The organism is Myxococcus qinghaiensis (assembly GCF_024198215.1).
Lineage (GTDB): Bacteria > Myxococcota > Myxococcia > Myxococcales > Myxococcaceae > Myxococcus > Myxococcus qinghaiensis.
In genome coordinates, this window is the sequence record NZ_JAKCFA010000021.1 from 1 (window position 1) to 17,767 (window position 17,767).

A 17,767-nucleotide genomic window follows, 5' to 3' on the forward strand; every position below is an offset into this window, starting at 1 on the left:
CACCTGGGACTGCTTCTACTCCCGGAACGAAGGAGCGAGAGGCGCTACCCACGAGTCGTAAAGATAAAAATGAGCAACTACGACAAGAAGTGGGTGAAACGCCCCCGCCCTAACTGACCGGCATTGGGCCTAGGGACGCGGCGGCGCCCAGATGGCGCTGTGGGCCTCTGGCGCGTCGGGTGACTCCTGCGCGGTGTAGAAGTAGGCCGCGACGGCCGCGCGCCCCCGCCCCTCGGGACACTCCAGCGGGGTGGGGTGGCCATGCCAGTGCGTGTCGCCATGGGCCATCACGACCAGGCGGTCCAGCAGCGGCGCGATGCGCGTCTCGCACTGGGAGAGGTCGGCGGTCCACAGCTCCAGGTCGCCGCCCCAGGCGGACTCCCAGCCGGGGTTCAGGTAGTAGAGGACGGTGAGCCGCCGTGAGAGCGCGCGGAAGCGGTCGCGGTTGAAGTCGGCGTGCAGCGCGAGGTGGCCTCCGCGCAACGTGAGGTGCAGCCCGGCGCCCCGGAAGTGGGGGTCCGCGATGAGCCCCTGCACGCCGGTGAGCGTCTCCAGGAAGTCGATGAACGACATGCTGGAGAACTCCGACAACAGATGTCGGAGCGCTCCAGGCACGTCCTCGAACGCCTTGCGCTGAAGCTGTCCCAGGCGAGCCGCCTGTTCCTGGTGGTCGCGTCGCTTCCAGTTGGCGTCCGTGGCGCCGGGGAAGACTCCGGCCAGTCCTGACGCCAGCGGCTCCCCCAGGAAGCCATCGATGACGACGTGGGGATGTGGCCGTGCGCCGCCGTAGCGGTCGCGATGGGCCAGCGCGAGCGCTCGCAGCGCTGTCCGGCTGAGAAAGAAACCAGGCCCCCGCAGCGGGCCTTCTTCGAGGGTCGCGACGCTCACGGATGCTCCTTCACTCCACCATGCCTCGAACGCAGACGGGCCGCCTGCCAGCCGAGCAGGATTTCCGCTCCCCAGGCAAGGCTGCAAGCAGGCCCGTTCGCTGCACGCCGGAGCCCGTTGGCTGCTCCCGCTCGGACGGGGCCTGGGTTCGGGCGTAGAATCCACTGGCCGTGGAATCCACCTCTCCCGTCGCGAGCTCCGTCCTGTTGTCCTCCGCCGCGACCCTCCGGCCGGCTCCCTCCGCGTCCGCGCTGCTCCAGCTGGTGCGCGGCCTGCCGTGGTTGATGCTCATCTTCGCCGTGCCGGGCATCATCACCGCGAGCCACACGTGGTTCTACGCCCAGGCCAAGGACCCCACGTACCCCTTTACCCGGGCGCTGGTGATGCAGGTGCCGCCCTGGCAGTACTGGGCGTTCGTCACGCCGCTCATCCTCGCGCTGGGACGGCGCTTTCGCCTGGAGCGCGGCGTCTGGCCCCGGAGCCTCGCGGTCCACCTGACGGCCCTCGCCGCGGTCATGGTTCCCTACGCGACGCTCATCTTCTTCCTCTCCCGGGCCGTGGGAGAGAAGCTGATCAGCGATGGCTCCCTGGGCCAGCTCCTGCCCCTGTTGATGGCCAAGTACGTCGTGACCAGCCTGCTCGTCTACGGCGTCATCGTCGCCAGCGGCTCCGCCGTCGAGTACCACCGCCGCTACCGCGAGGGCGAGCTGGCCCAGTCCCAGCTCGAGACGCGCCTGGTCCACGCGCAGCTCGATGCCCTGCGCGCCCAGCTCCACCCGCACTTCCTCTTCAACACGCTCAACGCCATCTCCGTCCTCGTGCGCAAGCAGGACACCGCGGGCTCCATCCGCATGCTCACCGGTGTGAGTGAGCTGCTGCGCATGGCGCTCAACAGCACCGGCCGCCAGCTCGTCCCCTTCCACGAGGACCTCGACTTCCTGGAGCGCTACCTCGACATCGAGCAGACCCGCTTCCAGGACCGGCTCCAGGTGGTGCGTGCCATCGACTCCGCGACGCTCAGCGCGCTCGTGCCCAGCCTCATCCTCCAGCCCTTGGTGGAGAACGCCATCAAGCACGGCCTCGCCACCCGCTCCGGAGCGGGACGCGTAGAGCTGCGCGCCTCGCGAGAGGGGGCGCGGCTGGTGCTGGAGGTGCTCGATGATGGCCCCGGGCTCGCTCCTGGCTGGGACCGTCATGATGGCTGCATCGGCGTCGCCAACGTGCGCGCCCGCCTGAACCAGCTCTATGGCGCGGGCCACGTCTTCACTTTGGAGAACCGCGCTGGGGGTGGGGTGCGCGCCAGGTTGGAGCTGCCCTTCCAGGCGGCTTCGGCGGAGGCGCTCGCGACATGAACGCCGCCGTCGCCATCCGCACGCTCGTCGTGGATGACGAGCCCCTGGCGCGCGAGGGACTGCGCCTGCTGTTGGCCGCGGACCCCGAGGTCAGCGTGGTGGGCGAGGCAGGCAATGGCCCGGAGGCCGTGCGCCTCATCCGCGAGCAGCGCCCGGACCTGGTCTTGCTGGACGTCCAGATGCCGGAGCTCAACGGCTTCGAGGTGCTCTCCCACCTGGGACCGGGCGAGGTGCCCGCCGTCATCTTCGTCACCGCGTATGACCGCTACGCCCTGCGCGCCTTCGACATCCACGCGCTCGACTACCTGCTCAAGCCGTTCCGGGACGACCGGTTCCACGACGCCATCGGACGCGCCAAGGCCCAGATTCGCCTGGCGCGGATGTCCGACCTCAGTCAGCGACTGATGTCCGTGCTCTCCACCTATGGCGAGCGTGATGGCGCTCCTGCGCCGACGCCGGCTCCCACGGCGACCGAGCGATGGGTGCGCCGGCTCGCCATCCGAGACTCGGGCCGCGTGGTGTTCCTGGACGTGGACGAAATCGAATACATCGAGGCGGCCGACTACTACGTGCAGATTCACGCGGGCGGAAAGGCCTACCTCCACCGCGAGACGATGCAGGGGCTGGAGGCGCGCCTGGACCCGGAGCGCTTCATGCGCATCCACCGCTCGGCCATCGTCAACTCGAGCCGCATCCGCGAGCTGCGCAGCGAGGGCCGCAGGGACCTGGTGGTGGTGCTCACCGGTGGCGCGGAGCTGCGCGTCGCTCGCAGTCACCGCGAGAAGTTCCAGCACCTGCGCTGAGCCGCGAGGCTCGCGGCACGGACGCTCTCCGGTCGCGCGAGCCACCTGGCCCGTTCGCCGCACGGTGGGGCCGGTTCGCCGCATGTCTGTCCCCACCGGCTGAACACTCCGCCCGCGCGGCGCTCGCGAGTGCACTGTGCCTCCCGTCACCCAGTCACCCACGGAGGCACTCCATGCCGCGCAGGTCTCTTGTTTCCTCGTTGCTCGCCCTCGGTCTGATGTTCGCCCCCGCCCTCGCCACCGCTGGCGAAGGTGCCGAGTGCACCCAGGGCAAGTTGTCGCTCCAGACGGTCATCGACAAACACCTCAAGGCCCTGGGCGGCAAGGAGCGGCTCAAGGCCGCGAAGTCCTATCAGTTCACCGTCGTCGCCACGGAGGGTGACACCGTCACCACCACCACCGTGCGCCGGGCTCGTCCCAACCTCGTGCGCCACGACACCGTCACCAACGGCACCCAGTTCACCAAGCTGTTCGACGGAAGCCAGCTCTGGATGGTGGAGGGCTCGGCCGCGCCTCGACGGGTAGAGGGGGAGAAGAACAAGGCGATGGCCGAGGGCGCGTTCTTCGACGACGCCCTGCTGGACCCGAAGGGCCGGGGCGTCGCGCTGGCGATGGACGGGGTGGAGGAGGTGAACGGCGCTCCCACGTTCAAGCTCGTCCTCACCCGTGGCTCCACCACCGAGGTCCGCTTCATCGACCAGAAGTCCTTCCTGGAGGTGCGCCGCACCTATGCGGGAATCCACGAGGGCAAGCCGTACAACAAGGCCATCTCCTACTCCGACTTCCGCACCGTGGACGGAATCGTGGTGAGCCACCGCCTGAAGTGGGAGGGCGACGGCCAGCACGGTGAGAAGGTCCTCCATGCCGCGCGCTACGACGCGCCCATCGACGCCTCCGTCTTCAAGCTGGCGCCCCCGCGCGGCTAGCCGCACCGCCTGCCCTCGCTCCCGAGCGTGTCCTCCGCGCGCTCGAGCGTGCCAACCCCACCAGGGAAGGGAGCGCGACTTCGAGCGGTGGTTCCCTTCCTCCATCCACGTCTGGCGTATGGCAACCTCTTCCGTCCTTCTCCTCGCGCTCGTCGCCGCGTCCGTTCAATCCGAGCCTCCTCCCGTCGCCGCCCCACCCAGGGTGGAGGACGCGATGCTCGCCCCCGTCCCCGCCGCCGCACAGCGGGTGACGACCTGGGAGGAGGCGCTGGCCCTGGTGCGCGAGCGGTCCACGGACCTGCGCGGCATGGAAGCCGGGGTGCACCGCGCGAGTGGCCGCTGGCGCCAGGCGCTGTCGGCGCTGCTGCCCAACGCACGTGTCCAGGCCAGCGTGGCCCTGGACGTGCTCAACCCCGACACGCCCGCGGTGGTGAACCCGGGCCTGGGGACCGGCGCTGGCGCGAGCGGGCGCATGCCCACGGTGCCGCTGGGCACCGTCACCGCGACGCTGACGCAGTCCGTGGTGGACCTGAGCGCGTGGCGAGGGCTGTCGTCGTCCAGGGCCTCGGAAGAGAGCGCGGTGGCGAGTCTCCAGGACGTCCGGCGTCGCCTCACGCTGGGGCTGGCGCAGGCGTTGGTGGCCACCGTGGCCGCCGAGCGCGCCGCCGAAATCAACCGCGTGGGCCTGCGGCGGGCCCTGGAGAGCGCGGCCCTCACCCAGCGCACCTTCGAGCTGGGCGCGGGCACGCCGTTGGACGTGGTGCGCGTGAGTCAGGACGTGGCGGTGGCGCGCGGCGTGCTCATCGCCGGTGACGAGCAGCTGCGCCAGGCCCGCGAGGCGCTGGGACTCTCGCTGGGCTTCGGCCACGCGGTGGGGGTGGACCCGACCTTCAACCTCCAGGGATTGGTGGAGCAGACACGCCAGGATTGCGCGCCGCTGGAGCGCCTGGATGCGCGGGCGGATCTGCTGGCGGCGCGCGCGCAGGTGGAGTCCGCGCGTGACAGCCGGCGTCAGGCGTCCGCGGGCTATCTGCCCACGCTGGGCCTCTCCAGCACCCTCTTGGGGCTCACCACGGACCCGGGCTTCGGCCGGTTCGCCACCTGGAACGTCGCCGCCGTGCTGTCGGTGCCCCTCTGGGAGGGTGGCGGACGCGAGGGCCTGGTGCGCGAGCGCACGGGCGTGGAGGCGCAAGCAGCGGCGGCGCTGGAGGGCGCGCATCGCGATGTCGCGCTGGAGGTGACCCAGGCGCGGCGCGGTGTGGAGGTCGCCGAGGCGCTGGTGAAGACGGCAGTGGAGTCGAGAGCGCTCGCGGAGCGGACCGACAAGCTCACCCGCCGGGCTTTTGAAGTGGGCCGTGGCAGCAGCCTCGAGCTGGTGCAGAGCGGAGCGGCCCTTCGCCAGGCGGAGCTGAACCTGGTGCTGCGTGAATTCGAGCGAGTCCAGGCCCGCCTGGCCGCATTCCTGACGGAGGCCCGGTGCGACTGGTGAAGTGGGTGCGTCCCCTCGAGGCGCTGAAGAAGTCGGTGTGGCGTGTGGCGGTGCTGGCGACGGTGGCGGGGTGTTCGGGGCAGAAGGCGGCCCCGGCGGCGCCTCCTCCTCGCGAGGTGGAGGTGGTGGTGCTGGCTCCCCAGGAGGTGCGGGACACCAGCGAGTACCTGGGCTCGCTGTTGTCGCGGCGAAGCGTCACGGTGCTGCCTCAGGTGGCGGGCGCCGTGCGCCGCATCCCCGTGCGTCCCGGACAGCAGGTGGAGGAAGGCGCGCCGCTGGTGGAGGTGGACGCGAGAGAGGAGTCGGCCGCGCTCGACAGCGCCCAGGCCCTGCTCAGCTCGTCACAGGTGAACCTGGAGCTGTCGCGCCGCACGCTGGCCCGCACACAGGCGCTCCATGGAGAGGGCCTCGCGAGCGAGCAGGAGCTGGAGGGGGCCCGCGCCCAGGTGCAGGCCTCCGAGGCCGCGGCGCGCTCCTCCGCGGCGCAGGTGACGCAGCGCCAGGTGCAGCTCCAGCTCAACGTGGTGCGTGCTCCCTTCGCCGGCACCGTCGGTGACGTGCTGGTGCGCGTGGGCGACTTCGTCGGCGCCTCCACGGAGCTGACCAGCGTGGCGCAGGCGGAGGTCCTGGAGGTGAGCGTCTCCGTGCCGTCGTTCCGCGCACGCTCGATGAAGCCCGACACGGTGCTGGAGGTCCTCGACGCCCAGGGCAGGGTGGCGCTCACCAGCACCGTCTTCTTCATCGCGCCCCAGGCCGACCCGCGCACCCAGTTGGTGGAGGTGAAGGCCGCCTTCCGCAACACCGTGGGCCTGCGTCCCAGCGAGCTGGTGCGCACGCGCATCGTCTACTCCCACCGTGACGCCCTGCAGATTCCGGCGCTCGCGGTGGTGCGCCAGAGCGGCCAGCCCTTCGCGCTGGTGGTGCACGAGGAGGAGGGCAGGACGGTGGTGGCTCGCCGCCCCATCACCCTGGGTCCGCTGGGGGACAGGACCTATGTCGTGGAGGGAGGGCTCAAGGCGGGAGACCGCGTGGCCGTCTCGGCCATCCAGGCGCTGCGAGACGGCATGCCCGTGACGGTGAAGGCCGCCGCATCCGCCCCCCGCGCCGAGGCCGCGCGAAACACCCCTCACGAGAACCCGCGCTGAGCGCAGGGGACCCAAGCGCACCATGTTCATCGACTTCTTCATCCGCAGGCCCGTCTTCGCCATCGTCTGCTCCATCCTGTTGACGTTGGTGGGGGCCATCGCCATCCCGACGCTGCCCATCGCCCAATACCCGGACCTGGCTCCACCGCAGGTGACGGTGACGGCCAACTATGTGGGCGCCAGCGCCGAGGTCGTGGAGAGCGCCGTCACGATACCCCTGGAGCAGGAGCTCAACGGCGTGGAGGGCATGCGCTACATCACCTCCACCAGCAGCAACGACGGCTCCAGCCAAATCATCATCACCTTCGAGTCCACGCGCGACATCGAAGTCGCCGCCGTCGATGTGCAGAACCGTGTCAGCCGCGCGGCCTCACGCCTGCCCTCGCAGGTGAACCAGACGGGCATCGTCGTCAACAAGGCCTCCAGCCAGATTCTGTTGTCCGTGGCGCTCTTCAGTCCGGATGACCGCTACGACGTGAGGTTCCTCAGCAACTACGCCGATGTGAATCTCAAGGACGCCATCAAGCGCGTGAAGGGCGTCGGTGAAGTCCGCATCTTCGGCGAGCGCAAGTTCTCCATGCGCCTGTGGTTGGACCCGACGGAGCTGGCGCGGCGCAAGCTCACCCCGCAGGACGTGACGCGCGCGTTGCAGGAGCAGAACCTCCAGGTGGCCGCGGGCCAGGTGGGCCAGCCTCCCTCCGCGGCGAACCAGCCCTACCAGCTCGCGGTGCGGGCCCGGGGGCGACTGGTGGAGCCGGAGGAGTTCGGGGACATCGTCCTGCTGCGCCAGGATGACGGCAGGAGCGTGCGGGTGAAGGACGTGGGCCGCGTGGAGATGGGCGCGGAGAACTACAGCACGCTCTTGCGCTTCGACGGCAAGCAGGCCGTGGGAATCGCCACCTTCCAGCTGCCCACCGCCAACGCGCTGGACGTGCGTGACGCCGTCTTCAAGGAGCTGGAGCGACTGTCCGCGCAGTTCCCCCCGGGCATGACGTACCGGACGGGCACGGACACCACGCTCGCGGTCCGCGCCACCGTCCACGAGGTGCTCCGGACGCTGGTGGAGGCCATTGTCCTCGTCATCCTGGTCATCTTCCTGTTCCTGCACGGCTGGCGCAGCGTGCTCATCACGGCGCTCACGCTCCCTGTCTCGCTGGTGGGCACCTTCGCCTTCGTGCGGTTGATGGACTTCTCCATCAACACCCTGACCCTGTTCGGCCTCACGCTGGCCACGGGGCTGGTGGTGGACGACGCCATCGTGGTCATCGAGAACATCGAGCGGCTCATGGTGGAGCGGAAACTGTCGGCCGAGGAGGCGGCTCGCGAAGGCATGAAGGAGGTGTTTGGCGCGGTCATCGCCATCTCCATCGTGCTGGTGGCGGTGTTCGTCCCGGTGGCGCTCTTTCCTGGCACCACGGGCGCCATCTACCGACAGTTCGCGCTGACCATCGCCGCGTCGGTGGCGCTCTCCACCTTCTGCGCGTGCACCCTCACTCCCACCTTGAGCGCGCGGATGCTCGTGCACCACTCCGGGGAGAAGTGGGGGGGCTTCCGGAAGGTGGACCAGGTGCTCGACGGGATTCGCGTCGTATACGGCCGGAGCCTGCGCGGGCTGCTCAAGCGCCCGGTCATCCTCCTGGTGGCGTTCTTCCTGTGCATCGGCGCCACGGTGGCGCTCGTCCGGGCCACGCCCAAGGGCTTCATCCCCGACGAGGACCAGGGCTATCTGCTCGTCTCCGTGCAGGGACCGGAGGGGACGTCGCTGGGCGAGACGGAGAAGGTGATGGAGCAGGTGGAGGAGGTGCTGAGGGCGCAGCCGGAGGTGCGCGCCATCTTCGCCAACGGGGGGTTCTCCTCCCATGGCACGGGCCCCAACATGGCCAACATCTTCGTCCCGCTGAAGTCGTGGGACGAGCGTCCGGGGAAGGACCAGTCGGTGGCCGCGCTGGTGGAGCGGTTGCGCGAGCCGTTCGGGCGCATCGAGGGGGCGCGGGTGATGCCCTTTCAGCCTCCGGCCATCCGGGGCGTGGGCAGCGTCGGTGGCTTCCAGTTCATGGTCGAGGACGTCGCCGGTACGTCTTCGTTGGATCAGCTCGCCGCCACGGTCCAGGAGCTGATGACGAGGGGCAACGAGGAAGGCCAGCTGCGCGGCGTCTTCACGGGCTTCAACGCGGACACGCCGCTGTTGGACGTGGAGGTGGACCGGCAGAAGGCCAAGGCGCTGGGGGTCCCCATCGAACAGATTTTCAGCACGATGCAGGTCTACATGGGCAGCCAGTACGTCAACGACTTCAACTACGCGAATCGCGCGTACCGCGTCTATGTCCAGGCCGAGCAACAGTTCCGCGACAGCCCGAATGACATTGGCGCCTTCTACGTGCGCAGCGACAGCGGGGACATGATTCCGCTGGAGTCGCTGGTGAAGGTGGTGCCCACCGTCTCCGCGCAGGGCATCCGGCACTACAACCGCTTCCGCGCGGTGGAGCTGAGCGGCCAGCCGGCGCCGGGTGTGTCCTCCGGTCAGGCCATGGACGCGATGGAGGCGCTCGCCGCGCAGGTCCTTCCGCAGGGCATGAGCGCGGAGTGGACGGGCATCAGCCTGGAGCAGCGACAGAGCGGGGGAGAGACGCTGGTCATGTTCGGCCTGGGGCTCTTGTTCGTGTTCCTGGTGCTCGCGGCGCAGTACGAGAGCTTCAGCCTGCCGCTGGTCATCATCCTCTCCGTGCCCCTGGCCATCCTGGGCGCGCTGGGCCTGCAGTGGATGCGGGGGTTCGCCAACGACGTGTTCTGTCAGTTGGGGCTCGTCATGCTGGTGGGCCTGGCGAGCAAGAACGCCATCCTCATCGTGGAGTTCGCGGAGCAGCTGCGAAAGAGCGGCAAGAGCGCCGTCGACGCGGTGGTGGAGGCGGCGGAGGTCCGCCTGCGCCCCATCCTCATGACGTCGCTGGCCTTCCTCCTGGGCGTGGTGCCGCTGATGACCGCCGAGGGCGCGGGCGCCGCGTCGCGCAACTCGCTGGGGACGGCCGTGTTCGGCGGAATGCTCGTGTCCACGGTGGTGAACTTCGCCTTCATCCCCGGCCTGTATGTGTTGATGCAGAAGCTGCGTGGCGAAGCGCGACGCCCTGTCGGTGTGGCCAATGGCGGCTCAGGGAATGCGCTGACGCAGGTCACCTGACGCCCTTGGGGTGTTCGTTTGATTGCATTGCACTTTTACCAGCCCTGCCCGGAGGGAATGTCTTGAGCTGATTGTGCTTTGGAATGAGAGGCTCCGCATGGATGCGGCGTGGCCTTGTTTCGATGGCCCTCTGGGAGGCAGTCATGGTGCGACGTGCTCTGTTGATTGGCTTGTGCTCTTTCGCTGCTGCCTGTGGCGGGCCTCAGGAGGCGCCCGTGAGTCCCGAAGCGAATCGTGTGGAGGCTCCCAGCGGGGACAGCGCCGCTCCCTCAGATGGGGTGGGGAGCATGGACGTCCCGGGGTGCAACAACACCGACTGGGACTCCGGCGTCACGGTCGTCCTGAATCCCCACAATGTTCCGGCCTATGCCAACCAGGTCGGTTGGACGGGCGCCGCGGCCCATGTCACCTCGAAAATCGAGTGCGAGCTGACGCCGTGGGGCTCGGACAACGATGACCTTTGGATCTACTGGGACAACGCCTACGTCGCGAACCCCGCGAACAAGAACAACATCCGCCTGCGCTATCAGGGGACGAACACCGCCTGTCGGAATCGAATCGCGAGTGGCGGCGCCGGGGTCTACTTCAACGATGGGGCGCCAGGCAGCGCCGACAACGTGTACATCAGCGGCCGCAAGCCCTACCTGCGCGTCGTCCTTGGCTACGCGTGCATCTACGAGGCCCACAACATCGTGATGGTCTGGCCGTGATTCAGCAGGGCACGGGAGGCACGGCACAGCGGTCGTGCCTCCCGTGCCCTGGTTGAGGGAGGCCCGCTGGCATATCGTTGCTGGATGGTCTGGCAGTGGTCTCGTTCGAAGCGGATTCTGGGGAAGGCGCAGGAGGCGGAGCTGGTGGACGCCATCCGCCGCGCCGAGTCGGGCAACCGGGGGGAGGTTCGCGTCCACCTGGAGCACACCTGCGAGGGCGGTGATGCCTTGTCTCGCGCCCGGCTCCTCTTCGCGCAGCTGGGAATGCGCCGCACCGCGAAGGACACGGGCGTCCTGCTCTACGTGGCCGTGAAGGACCGCAAGGTCGCCGTCTACGCGGGCCGGGGAGTGCATGGCGCCGCGCTGCCGGGCTTCTGGCAGGACGTGGTGGAGCTGGTGGCGAAGGGCTTCCGTGAGGACGCGGCCGTCCCCGGGATGGTGTCGGCGGTGGAGCGCATCGGCGAGCTGCTTCGCACGGCGGCCCCAGGGCTCGATGTCGCGGGGAACGAGCTGCCGGACCAGGTGAGCCAGTCATGAGCACGTCGCAGCGGACCCCCGGGGCGCCGCCGACACACGTGGCCTATGACGACGTCAACGAGCTCCTCGCCACCGCCACGCGGCTGATGCAGAAGGACGCCGCGCCGGAGACGCTCACGGCGGAGGACCTGCGGCGCATTGGCGCGGAGCTGGACATCCCCGCGCGCTATGTGGACCAGGCGTTGGAGACCCTGGCGCGCCGTCGCGAGGAGCAGGTCCAGGAGGCTCGCGCCCGCGAGGCGCAGGCCCGGCTTCGGTCGGTGAGGCTGCGTCGGGGCGCCTGGGTGGGGGCCGCGCTCATGGGGCTGCTCGCTGTGTCGGGGCTGGTGGTGCGCAACGGCCTGACGTCCTCGCTGTCGGAGGTGGCTCGGCAGCGGGCCCAGGTGCGCAACGTCCTGGAGCGTCGCGAGGCGCTGCGCGCGCGGCAGGACACCCTCACTCCCGGGCCTGAGCGCGACGCGGAGCTGACGGGGGCGGACAACCGCGTGTCCCTGGAGCGGCGCAGGTATGACGAGCGCGCCGCGGACTACAACGCCTCCGCCGCTTCGTTTCCTTCCGGCTGGGTGGGTCGCCTGAGCGGCCTGCCGTCCGCATTGCCTCTGTCGTCGGAGATCTCCACATGGTGAAGGCCGCCCTGCTGACGCTGTTGCTGCCCGCCGTGCTGCTGGGCTCCTCGCCGACCATCGAGCGGCCCGTGACGGATGAGCACGGGATGTTGAGCGCGCAGGAGAAGGAAGCCGTCGCCCAGTCCCTGGTGGCGTTGCGCTCCGCGGAGCAGGTGCAGCTCGCCGTCCTGCTCGTGCCCACGACGGAGGGGCAGCCCATCGACGACTTCGCGGCGCGGGTCTTCCAGGAGTGGAAGGGCGGGGAGGAGGGCAAGGACAATGGCGTCCTGCTCGTCGTGGCGCGCGATGACCGGAGGATGCGCCTGGAGGTGGGCTACGGCGTGGAGACGCGCCTGACGGATGGCGAGGCGCGGGCCCTGTTGGATGCCCAGGGGCCGCTCATGCGTGATGGCCGGCTCGCGGACGCGCTGTTGGCCATCGTCGCGGGGGTGCGGGAGCAGGTCTCGGAGGCCGAGCCGCTGGCACCTGTCGTGGGGGAGCACTCCGAGCATGCTCATGACCACGTGCACGAATCCGGGCCCGTGGATGCCCGCCCGCTCGTCTACGGCATGCTCCTGGTGAGCCTCGCGCTGGGCGGAGTGCTGGCCCGCTGGAAGCTCATCTCCGTCCTGGGCCGGTGGAAGGAGGGGGGCGTGTGGGCTGGGTGGAAGACGCTTGCGCGCAAGGACCGGAGCGTCGTCTCCAAGGGGGCGATGCTGGTGGCTGGGAGCGCGGTCCTCGCGGGCGTGCTCGCCATGGCCCAGCAGCTCTCGCCCGTGCTGGTCATGCTGGGCTGTGTCGGGATGCTGGCCCTCGCTGCCGGTGGGTGGCATCTGTGCCTGTCGGGGTACTGGGGCATGGGCGGCGCACTGTTGATTGCTCCGCTCATCACGGCCTTCATGAACGAGCAGGACACCCGGCCCGCCACCGAGCTGTTGGCGCTGTTGGTGGGAGGCGTGGCGCTGTCGATTCCCTCCGGACTTCCCCTGTTCTTTGTCCTGCACATCGCCCAGGAGGTCTTCGAAGGGTTGGGGAAGCACCTGCGTCGGGCGGCCGAGGTCTCGGCCCGCCATTCCCCGCCTGCCCACCATCGTCCCTCCAAGAAGCGCTACAAGAAGGGGAAGCGACGCTCCGGCTCGGGGAGGCGGCAGCAGTTCCAGCCCGCTGAGCCGTCTCGCCCTGGCGGCGGGAGCAGCCGGCCCTCGTTCCTCTCGGCCTTCTTCTCCTCCCTGGCTTCGACCTGGGGTTCTTCCTCGTCGTCCTCGTATTCTTCGTCGTCTTCCTCGTTCAGCAGCAGCTCGTCGTCCTCGTCGTCATCCTCTTCCTCCTCGTCCTCCTCCTGGAGTGGCGGAGGTGGCTCGTCGGGCGGAGGCGGGGCGAGCAGCTCCTGGTAGTCGCCCATGCACCGCCGCCGACTTCTTCAAATCAGCGTCGTGCCGCACTAGAAGGTGTCCCAGGAGTCCCCACGCGTGCATCCCACTGAACCCCGACGTCGTCGAGAGCAGCACCGCTCCGGGTGGATGAAGTTCCTGGACTTCATGGAGCTGGACTCGCCCGAGGGCCGGTGGGGCCTGGGGCTCGTCATTGGCCTGCTCGTCATCGGCTTCTGGCCATTGCTGCTGCTGGCCGTGCTGGATGTGAGCGGCACGCCGCGCAAGCTGCTGGTGGCCCTGGGGCCCGCCTCCATCTGCCTGGGGCTGGCCCTGCTCATCCTGGTGTGCGGCCACCGGTATGGCGAGTCGCTCCGGTGGTCGCGCGGCCAGACGTGGGGGCTCGCCGCGCTGTTCCTGGGGCTGGGCCTGCTGGGCGGCGTGGGCCTGTGGTTCAGCGAGAGCTGAGGCTCGCTCGCGCGAGGCGCCTCAGCCCTCCTCCGCGCCCTCGAAGGTGACCTTCGCCTTGTTCATGACGTGCTCCACGGCGAGCAGGTACCAGGCGAGCTCGGTCAGCCGCTTCGTCGTCTCCGGCGACTCGCGCAGGGCGGCGTGGACGTCCTCCGCCGTGAGTCCGAAGGGCGCCGTGTGGTCGCGGACGAGCTGCTCGAGCTTCTCCGGCGTGAGCTGAAGCTTCTCCGCCTCGGTGACGGCCTTCAGCACGATGCCGATGTGCAGCCGGCGCTCGGCGTCCGCGCGCGTGAAGGGGTCCGTGAGCCAGCCCTGGAGCGCCTCGCGCTGCTCATCGACGTCGAACTGGTACTCGACCATGGCCTGTCCCTCGGCCTGGACCCAGCGGCGGCGCAGCTCCTCGTCCACCAGGGCGGGGGGCAGCTCCACCGGCGCACGCCGGGCCACCTCGTCCAGCACCATGTCCCGGGCCTGCACCCAGAGCTCCGCGGCGCCCTCGTCCTCCAGCTCGTCACGCAGGCGGAGCATCACCTCGTCCAGGGTGGCGCCCATCCCGAGCTTCTCGAGGAACTCGGGGCTGGTCTCCGGCGACATCGTCACCTGGTGGGCGCCGATGATGTCCACGAGGAAGCGCGCGGGCTTCCCCCGCATCGACTCCACCGGATAGTTGTCAGGCAGCTCCAGGGCGACCTGCATGGACTCGCCCACCTTGCCACCCTCCGCGATGGCCTCGCAGAACCCGGGCAGCGCTTCGATGGGCGCCAGCTCCGTCTTCATGCCGAAGCGCGCGGAGAAGGGGATGAGGTGCCCGTCGCAGTAGCCCACGATGTTGAGCTGCACGTCGTCGCCTGGCTCCAGCGACTCGCCCGGTTGACGCTCGCGCGTGGTGGCCAGGTCCCGGCGCTTCTCGTGGAAGGCGCGCAGGAGCTCTTCTTCCGTCAGGTCGTCCGGGGTGGGGACGCGCACCGAGATTCCCTCCAGGGAGGGGGCCTCCACGCTGGGAAGCTTGAGGGCCTCCTCGGAGACGGTGCTCACCACCGGGCTCATCTTGAGAAGGCGCTCGACTCCGCGACCTGGTCCTTGAGTCCGTTGCTTGCTGCTCACGAATGCTCCCGGGAGATAGGCGTGCCAGCGTCCGCGCCAATGGGGGGAAAAGCGACGGCTCGGCATGGACTATTGCTTAGTCCAGCCGAGCCGCTCTGACAAACCCCGATGGGAGGGGTCGCTGCCTAGAAGAAGGCGCCCACGATGCTGGACACCGTGGAGACCGCGGCGCCGACCTGGCTGACAATCGGGATGTTGGTGGCCGCGGCGATGGAGCCCACGGCGGTGATGACGGACGTCACCTTCTTGCCCGTGCTCGCGTTCTTGTCCATCAGCGTCGCGCCCGCGTTGGCCACGTCGATGGCCGCGATGGCCACGTTCACGCCCGGAGCGAAGCGGCCCAGCGCCTTGGCGGCGGTGGTGCCAGCGGCCTTCGCGCCCTGCTTCAGGGCGGCCTCGCCGACCTCCGTGCCCACCTTGGTCAGCGCGGCCTTGGCGGCCTTGCGCGTGCCGGTGCCCAGGATGTTCTCGGCGATGGTGCCGCCGGTCTTCTTCGCCACGTCGAGCGCGGCTTCCTTGGCGCCCTTGGTGATGGCCTTCGCCGTGGCGCCCTCGAAGACGCCGTTGGTGGCGACGTTCTTGACGGCCTTGAGCACGTCGTCGCTGGCGTTGGGGAGCGTCTTCTTGAACGCGTCGACCGCCTTCTTGCCGGCCTCCAGCTTGTCCTTGAAGACGGTGCCGCCGAGCACGCCGCCCATCACCTTGCCGCCGACGATGCCGCCCGTCGCCGCGGTGATGCCCGCCTTGGCCGCGTCCAGGCTGGAGCGCGTGGCCGCGAGGATGTCGTCCTTGCTACCGGTGCGGATGGCCTGGCGGATGTCCTTGACGGCCGTGGCGCCCGACGCAATCGCGCCGGGGATGCCCGCGTAGCGCGCGACCGCCTTCAGGTTCGCGCCCATCTTGGTCAGGCCCTTGAACTCGCCCTTGGCGTAGGTGGGGTTGCTGACGAAGTCGAGGTTCTTGCCCGTCAGCAGGCCCTCGGCGCCCTTCTTGATGTTCTTGATCTGCTGGAAGGCGTCCTTGCCGAAGCCGAAGGCCTTCGCGCTCTGGGTCGCGACCGCCGTGCCGCCCTTGATGAGCTCCTTGTTCTCCGAAACAGTCTTCTGGACGGTGTTCTGGACGTCCTGGACCTTCTTCTGAACGGTGGCGCGGGCGGTGTTGAGCGTCTTGCGGATGTCGAAACCCATGGGGGGCCTCACGAAATATTGGATGGAACTTGCCTGGATTATCGCGATCACCCGGCGCGAGTTGCGTCGCACCTGTCACGCTCTCGAATTTAGCGAAGGGGGCGCGATGGGCTCAGCAAGCCATTGAAATCATTCGACTTCTGATGAAGCAAACGGGGTCGAAGTCCCCCCTGGCGAGTCCGCCAATCCCAGAATTCTCCCGTGGAATTGACGTCAGGGTGCGTCGTCGGTATGAACGCGTTCAAGTTTGAACGTGTTCAATATGTCCCTGCGCGAGCGAGCGAAGAGCGAGAAGTGGGAGCGGATCCGCGCGGCGGCGAAGCGGCTGTTCGTGGAGCGCGGCTACGCGGGCACGACGGTGCGCGCCATCGCGGAGGCGGCGGGCGTCGCGACGGGCACGGTGCTGGTGTACGGCGAGACGAAGGACGCGCTCCTGCACGAGCTGTGGCGCTCGGAGGCGATGCCGCTCGTGGAGGAGGCCGTGTCCTCCTTGCCGGAGGGGACGTTCGTGGACCGGTGCATGCACCTGTTCTCGCCGCTCCTGGCGCACTACGCCTCGCAGCCGGAGCTGGCCCGCGCCGTCGTGAAGGAGTTGCCGTGGCTCACGGGCGCCGCCGAGGCGCTGCACCGTCCCGCGCTGGCGCGACTGGTCGGCGCGCTGGCTCGGATTGTCGACGAGGCGAAGGCGAAGGGAGAGCTGCGCGCGGAGGTGGAGGGGGAGCTGGCGGCGGGGCTCGCCTTCTCCGTCTATTACGCGGCCGTCGTCCGCATGCTCTCGCCGCTGACGAGCTCGAGCGTGGACGAAGCGCGAGACGTCCTGCGCCGCACGCTGGCCACGGTGCTCGTGGGACTGGGTTCCGGGAGGTCGTCGTGAAGGTCCTGATTGTCGGCGGTGGAATCGGCGGGCTCGCGCTGGGCGCGGCCCTGGCGCGTCGCGACGTGGAGGCCGACCTCATCGAGCGGCGGTCCACCTCCGGTGACGAGGGGGCGGGCATCGTGCTCGGTCCCAACGTGATGTCGGTGATGAAGGGCCTCGCGTTGCACGAGGCCGTCGTCGCCGCCGGGCATCCGGTGGGCCTGGCCCGAATCACCGATGCTTCAGGACGCGTCCTCCAGCAGACGGCGTACGCGATGCCGGACCTGCCGCTCCCGGCGACGACGATTCACCGCAACCATCTGCTTCGCATCCTGCGTGCCGCGTCACCCGCGCCGCGTCTCGGTGTGACGCTCTCCCGCATGGAGAGCGGCGCGGACGGCGTGGACGTCGCGTTCTCCGACGGCACGGCGGGCCGCTACGATGTCGTGGTCGGCGCGGATGGCATCCGCTCCGCCGTGAGGAGCCAGGTCTGCGGGGCCGAAGTCTCCTCGCGCTACTCGGGCTACACGTGCTGGCGCTTCGTGGTCGACGGCCACTTCGAGGACGCCGTGGTGGAGATGTGGGGCCGTGGCAGGCGCGTGGGCGTGGTGCCGCTGGGTGAGGGAAAATCCTACGTCTTCCTCACGCTCAACGCCCCGCGTCGCGCGCCTCCGCCGTGGACGGACCTCGCCGGCCTCCGGGCCACCTATGCGGGGTTCGCGGACCCGGCCCGCTCCGCGCTGGCGGCGCTCGAGCGCATGGACGGCGTGCTGCACAACGACATCGAGGACTGCTCCGCGCCGCGCTGGTGGAGGCCTCGAGTCGTCCTGCTGGGTGATGCCGCGCACGCCGTGACGCCCAACCTGGGGCAGGGGGCGGGGCTGGCCATCGAGGACGCCGCCGCGCTCGCGCAGCTCCTCGCGACGATGGGCCCCTCCGACGCGGCGCTGGCCCGCTACGAAGGCCTCCGTCGCCCGCGCGCGGAGCGGATCCGCGACCGCTCGTGGACGCTCGGAAAGGTCGCCCAGTGGGAGAGCGGTCTCGCGCGGAGTTTGCGCGACGCGGCGCTGGTGTGGACACCGGAGTCGGTGGCCCGCAAGGAGCTGGAGAAGGTCGTTCGCGACATGCCCGGCGTGCCTGTCGGCTGAT

The 17,767-nt window shown here is 69.5% G+C and carries 16 protein-coding genes; 13 read left to right on the plus strand and 3 right to left on the minus strand.

What is annotated here, in order from left to right; translation table 11 throughout:
• Positions 1-129: 129 nt before the first annotated feature.
• Positions 130-888, minus strand: a complete 759-nt coding sequence (locus LZ199_RS32945) for a 2OG-Fe(II) oxygenase (RefSeq protein WP_253997717.1) — start codon at positions 886-888, stop codon at positions 130-132.
• A 170-nt stretch (positions 889-1,058) separates the two neighbouring features.
• Here LZ199_RS32945 and LZ199_RS46800 point away from each other — a divergent pair, with 170 nt between their 5' ends.
• From LZ199_RS46800 to LZ199_RS33000, 11 genes are all read left to right on the plus strand, one after another.
• Positions 1,059-2,240 (plus strand): sensor histidine kinase, encoded by a 1,182-nt coding sequence (locus tag LZ199_RS46800; RefSeq protein WP_253997718.1) that lies wholly within the window; start codon positions 1,059-1,061, stop codon positions 2,238-2,240.
• Complete coding sequence (locus LZ199_RS32955; protein WP_253997719.1) at positions 2,237-3,043, plus strand: LytR/AlgR family response regulator transcription factor; 807 nt, start codon at positions 2,237-2,239, stop codon at positions 3,041-3,043. Before LZ199_RS46800 ends, LZ199_RS32955 begins: the two co-directional genes overlap by 4 nt.
• A 173-nt stretch (positions 3,044-3,216) precedes the next feature.
• Positions 3,217-3,969 carry an outer membrane lipoprotein-sorting protein gene (locus LZ199_RS32960; RefSeq protein WP_253997720.1) on the plus strand — a complete coding sequence of 251 codons (753 nt, stop codon included), beginning with the start codon at positions 3,217-3,219 and terminating at the stop codon, positions 3,967-3,969.
• Positions 3,970-4,087: 118 nt separating this feature from the next.
• Positions 4,088-5,458, plus strand: coding sequence for a TolC family protein (locus LZ199_RS32965; RefSeq protein WP_323390035.1), 1,371 nt, complete (start codon positions 4,088-4,090; stop codon positions 5,456-5,458).
• Entirely contained in the window at positions 5,446-6,603 is a 1,158-nt protein-coding gene (locus LZ199_RS32970; protein ID WP_253997722.1) for an efflux RND transporter periplasmic adaptor subunit, read from the plus strand. Before LZ199_RS32965 ends, LZ199_RS32970 begins: the two co-directional genes overlap by 13 nt.
• 22 nt (positions 6,604-6,625) lie before the next feature.
• Positions 6,626-9,778 carry an efflux RND transporter permease subunit gene (locus tag LZ199_RS32975; protein WP_253997723.1) on the plus strand — a complete coding sequence of 1,051 codons (3,153 nt, stop codon included), beginning with the start codon at positions 6,626-6,628 and terminating at the stop codon, positions 9,776-9,778.
• Between the two features lie 287 nt (positions 9,779-10,065).
• Complete coding sequence (locus LZ199_RS32980) at positions 10,066-10,488, plus strand: hypothetical protein (protein WP_253997724.1); 423 nt, start codon at positions 10,066-10,068, stop codon at positions 10,486-10,488.
• A gap of 84 nt (positions 10,489-10,572) precedes the next feature.
• Complete coding sequence (locus tag LZ199_RS32985) at positions 10,573-11,025, plus strand: TPM domain-containing protein (RefSeq protein ID WP_253997725.1); 453 nt, start codon at positions 10,573-10,575, stop codon at positions 11,023-11,025.
• Positions 11,022-11,651 carry a LemA family protein gene (locus LZ199_RS32990; protein WP_253997726.1) on the plus strand — a complete coding sequence of 210 codons (630 nt, stop codon included), beginning with the start codon at positions 11,022-11,024 and terminating at the stop codon, positions 11,649-11,651. Before LZ199_RS32985 ends, LZ199_RS32990 begins: the two co-directional genes overlap by 4 nt.
• On the plus strand, positions 11,645-13,024 hold the full coding sequence (locus tag LZ199_RS32995) for a TPM domain-containing protein (protein ID WP_253997727.1): 1,380 nt from the start codon (positions 11,645-11,647) through the stop codon (positions 13,022-13,024). The genes LZ199_RS32990 and LZ199_RS32995 overlap by 7 nt, the downstream gene beginning before the upstream one ends.
• Before the next feature lie 75 nt (positions 13,025-13,099).
• Complete coding sequence (locus LZ199_RS33000) at positions 13,100-13,468, plus strand: hypothetical protein (protein WP_253997728.1); 369 nt, start codon at positions 13,100-13,102, stop codon at positions 13,466-13,468.
• Positions 13,469-13,489: 21 nt separating this feature from the next.
• Here LZ199_RS33000 and LZ199_RS33005 read toward each other — a convergent pair whose 3' ends face one another.
• Positions 13,490-14,518 (minus strand): trigger factor, encoded by a 1,029-nt coding sequence (locus LZ199_RS33005; RefSeq protein ID WP_253997729.1) that lies wholly within the window; start codon positions 14,516-14,518, stop codon positions 13,490-13,492.
• A 182-nt stretch (positions 14,519-14,700) separates the two neighbouring features.
• Entirely contained in the window at positions 14,701-15,762 is a 1,062-nt protein-coding gene (locus LZ199_RS33010; protein ID WP_253997730.1) for a hypothetical protein, read from the minus strand.
• A gap of 262 nt (positions 15,763-16,024) precedes the next feature.
• Between LZ199_RS33010 and LZ199_RS33015 the strand changes: the two genes are divergently transcribed.
• On the plus strand, positions 16,025-16,636 hold the full coding sequence (locus LZ199_RS33015; protein ID WP_253997860.1) for a TetR/AcrR family transcriptional regulator: 612 nt from the start codon (positions 16,025-16,027) through the stop codon (positions 16,634-16,636).
• Positions 16,633-17,766 (plus strand): FAD-dependent monooxygenase, encoded by a 1,134-nt coding sequence (locus tag LZ199_RS33020; RefSeq protein ID WP_253997731.1) that lies wholly within the window; start codon positions 16,633-16,635, stop codon positions 17,764-17,766. The genes LZ199_RS33015 and LZ199_RS33020 overlap by 4 nt, the downstream gene beginning before the upstream one ends.
• The last annotated feature ends 1 nt before the right edge of the window (position 17,767 follow it).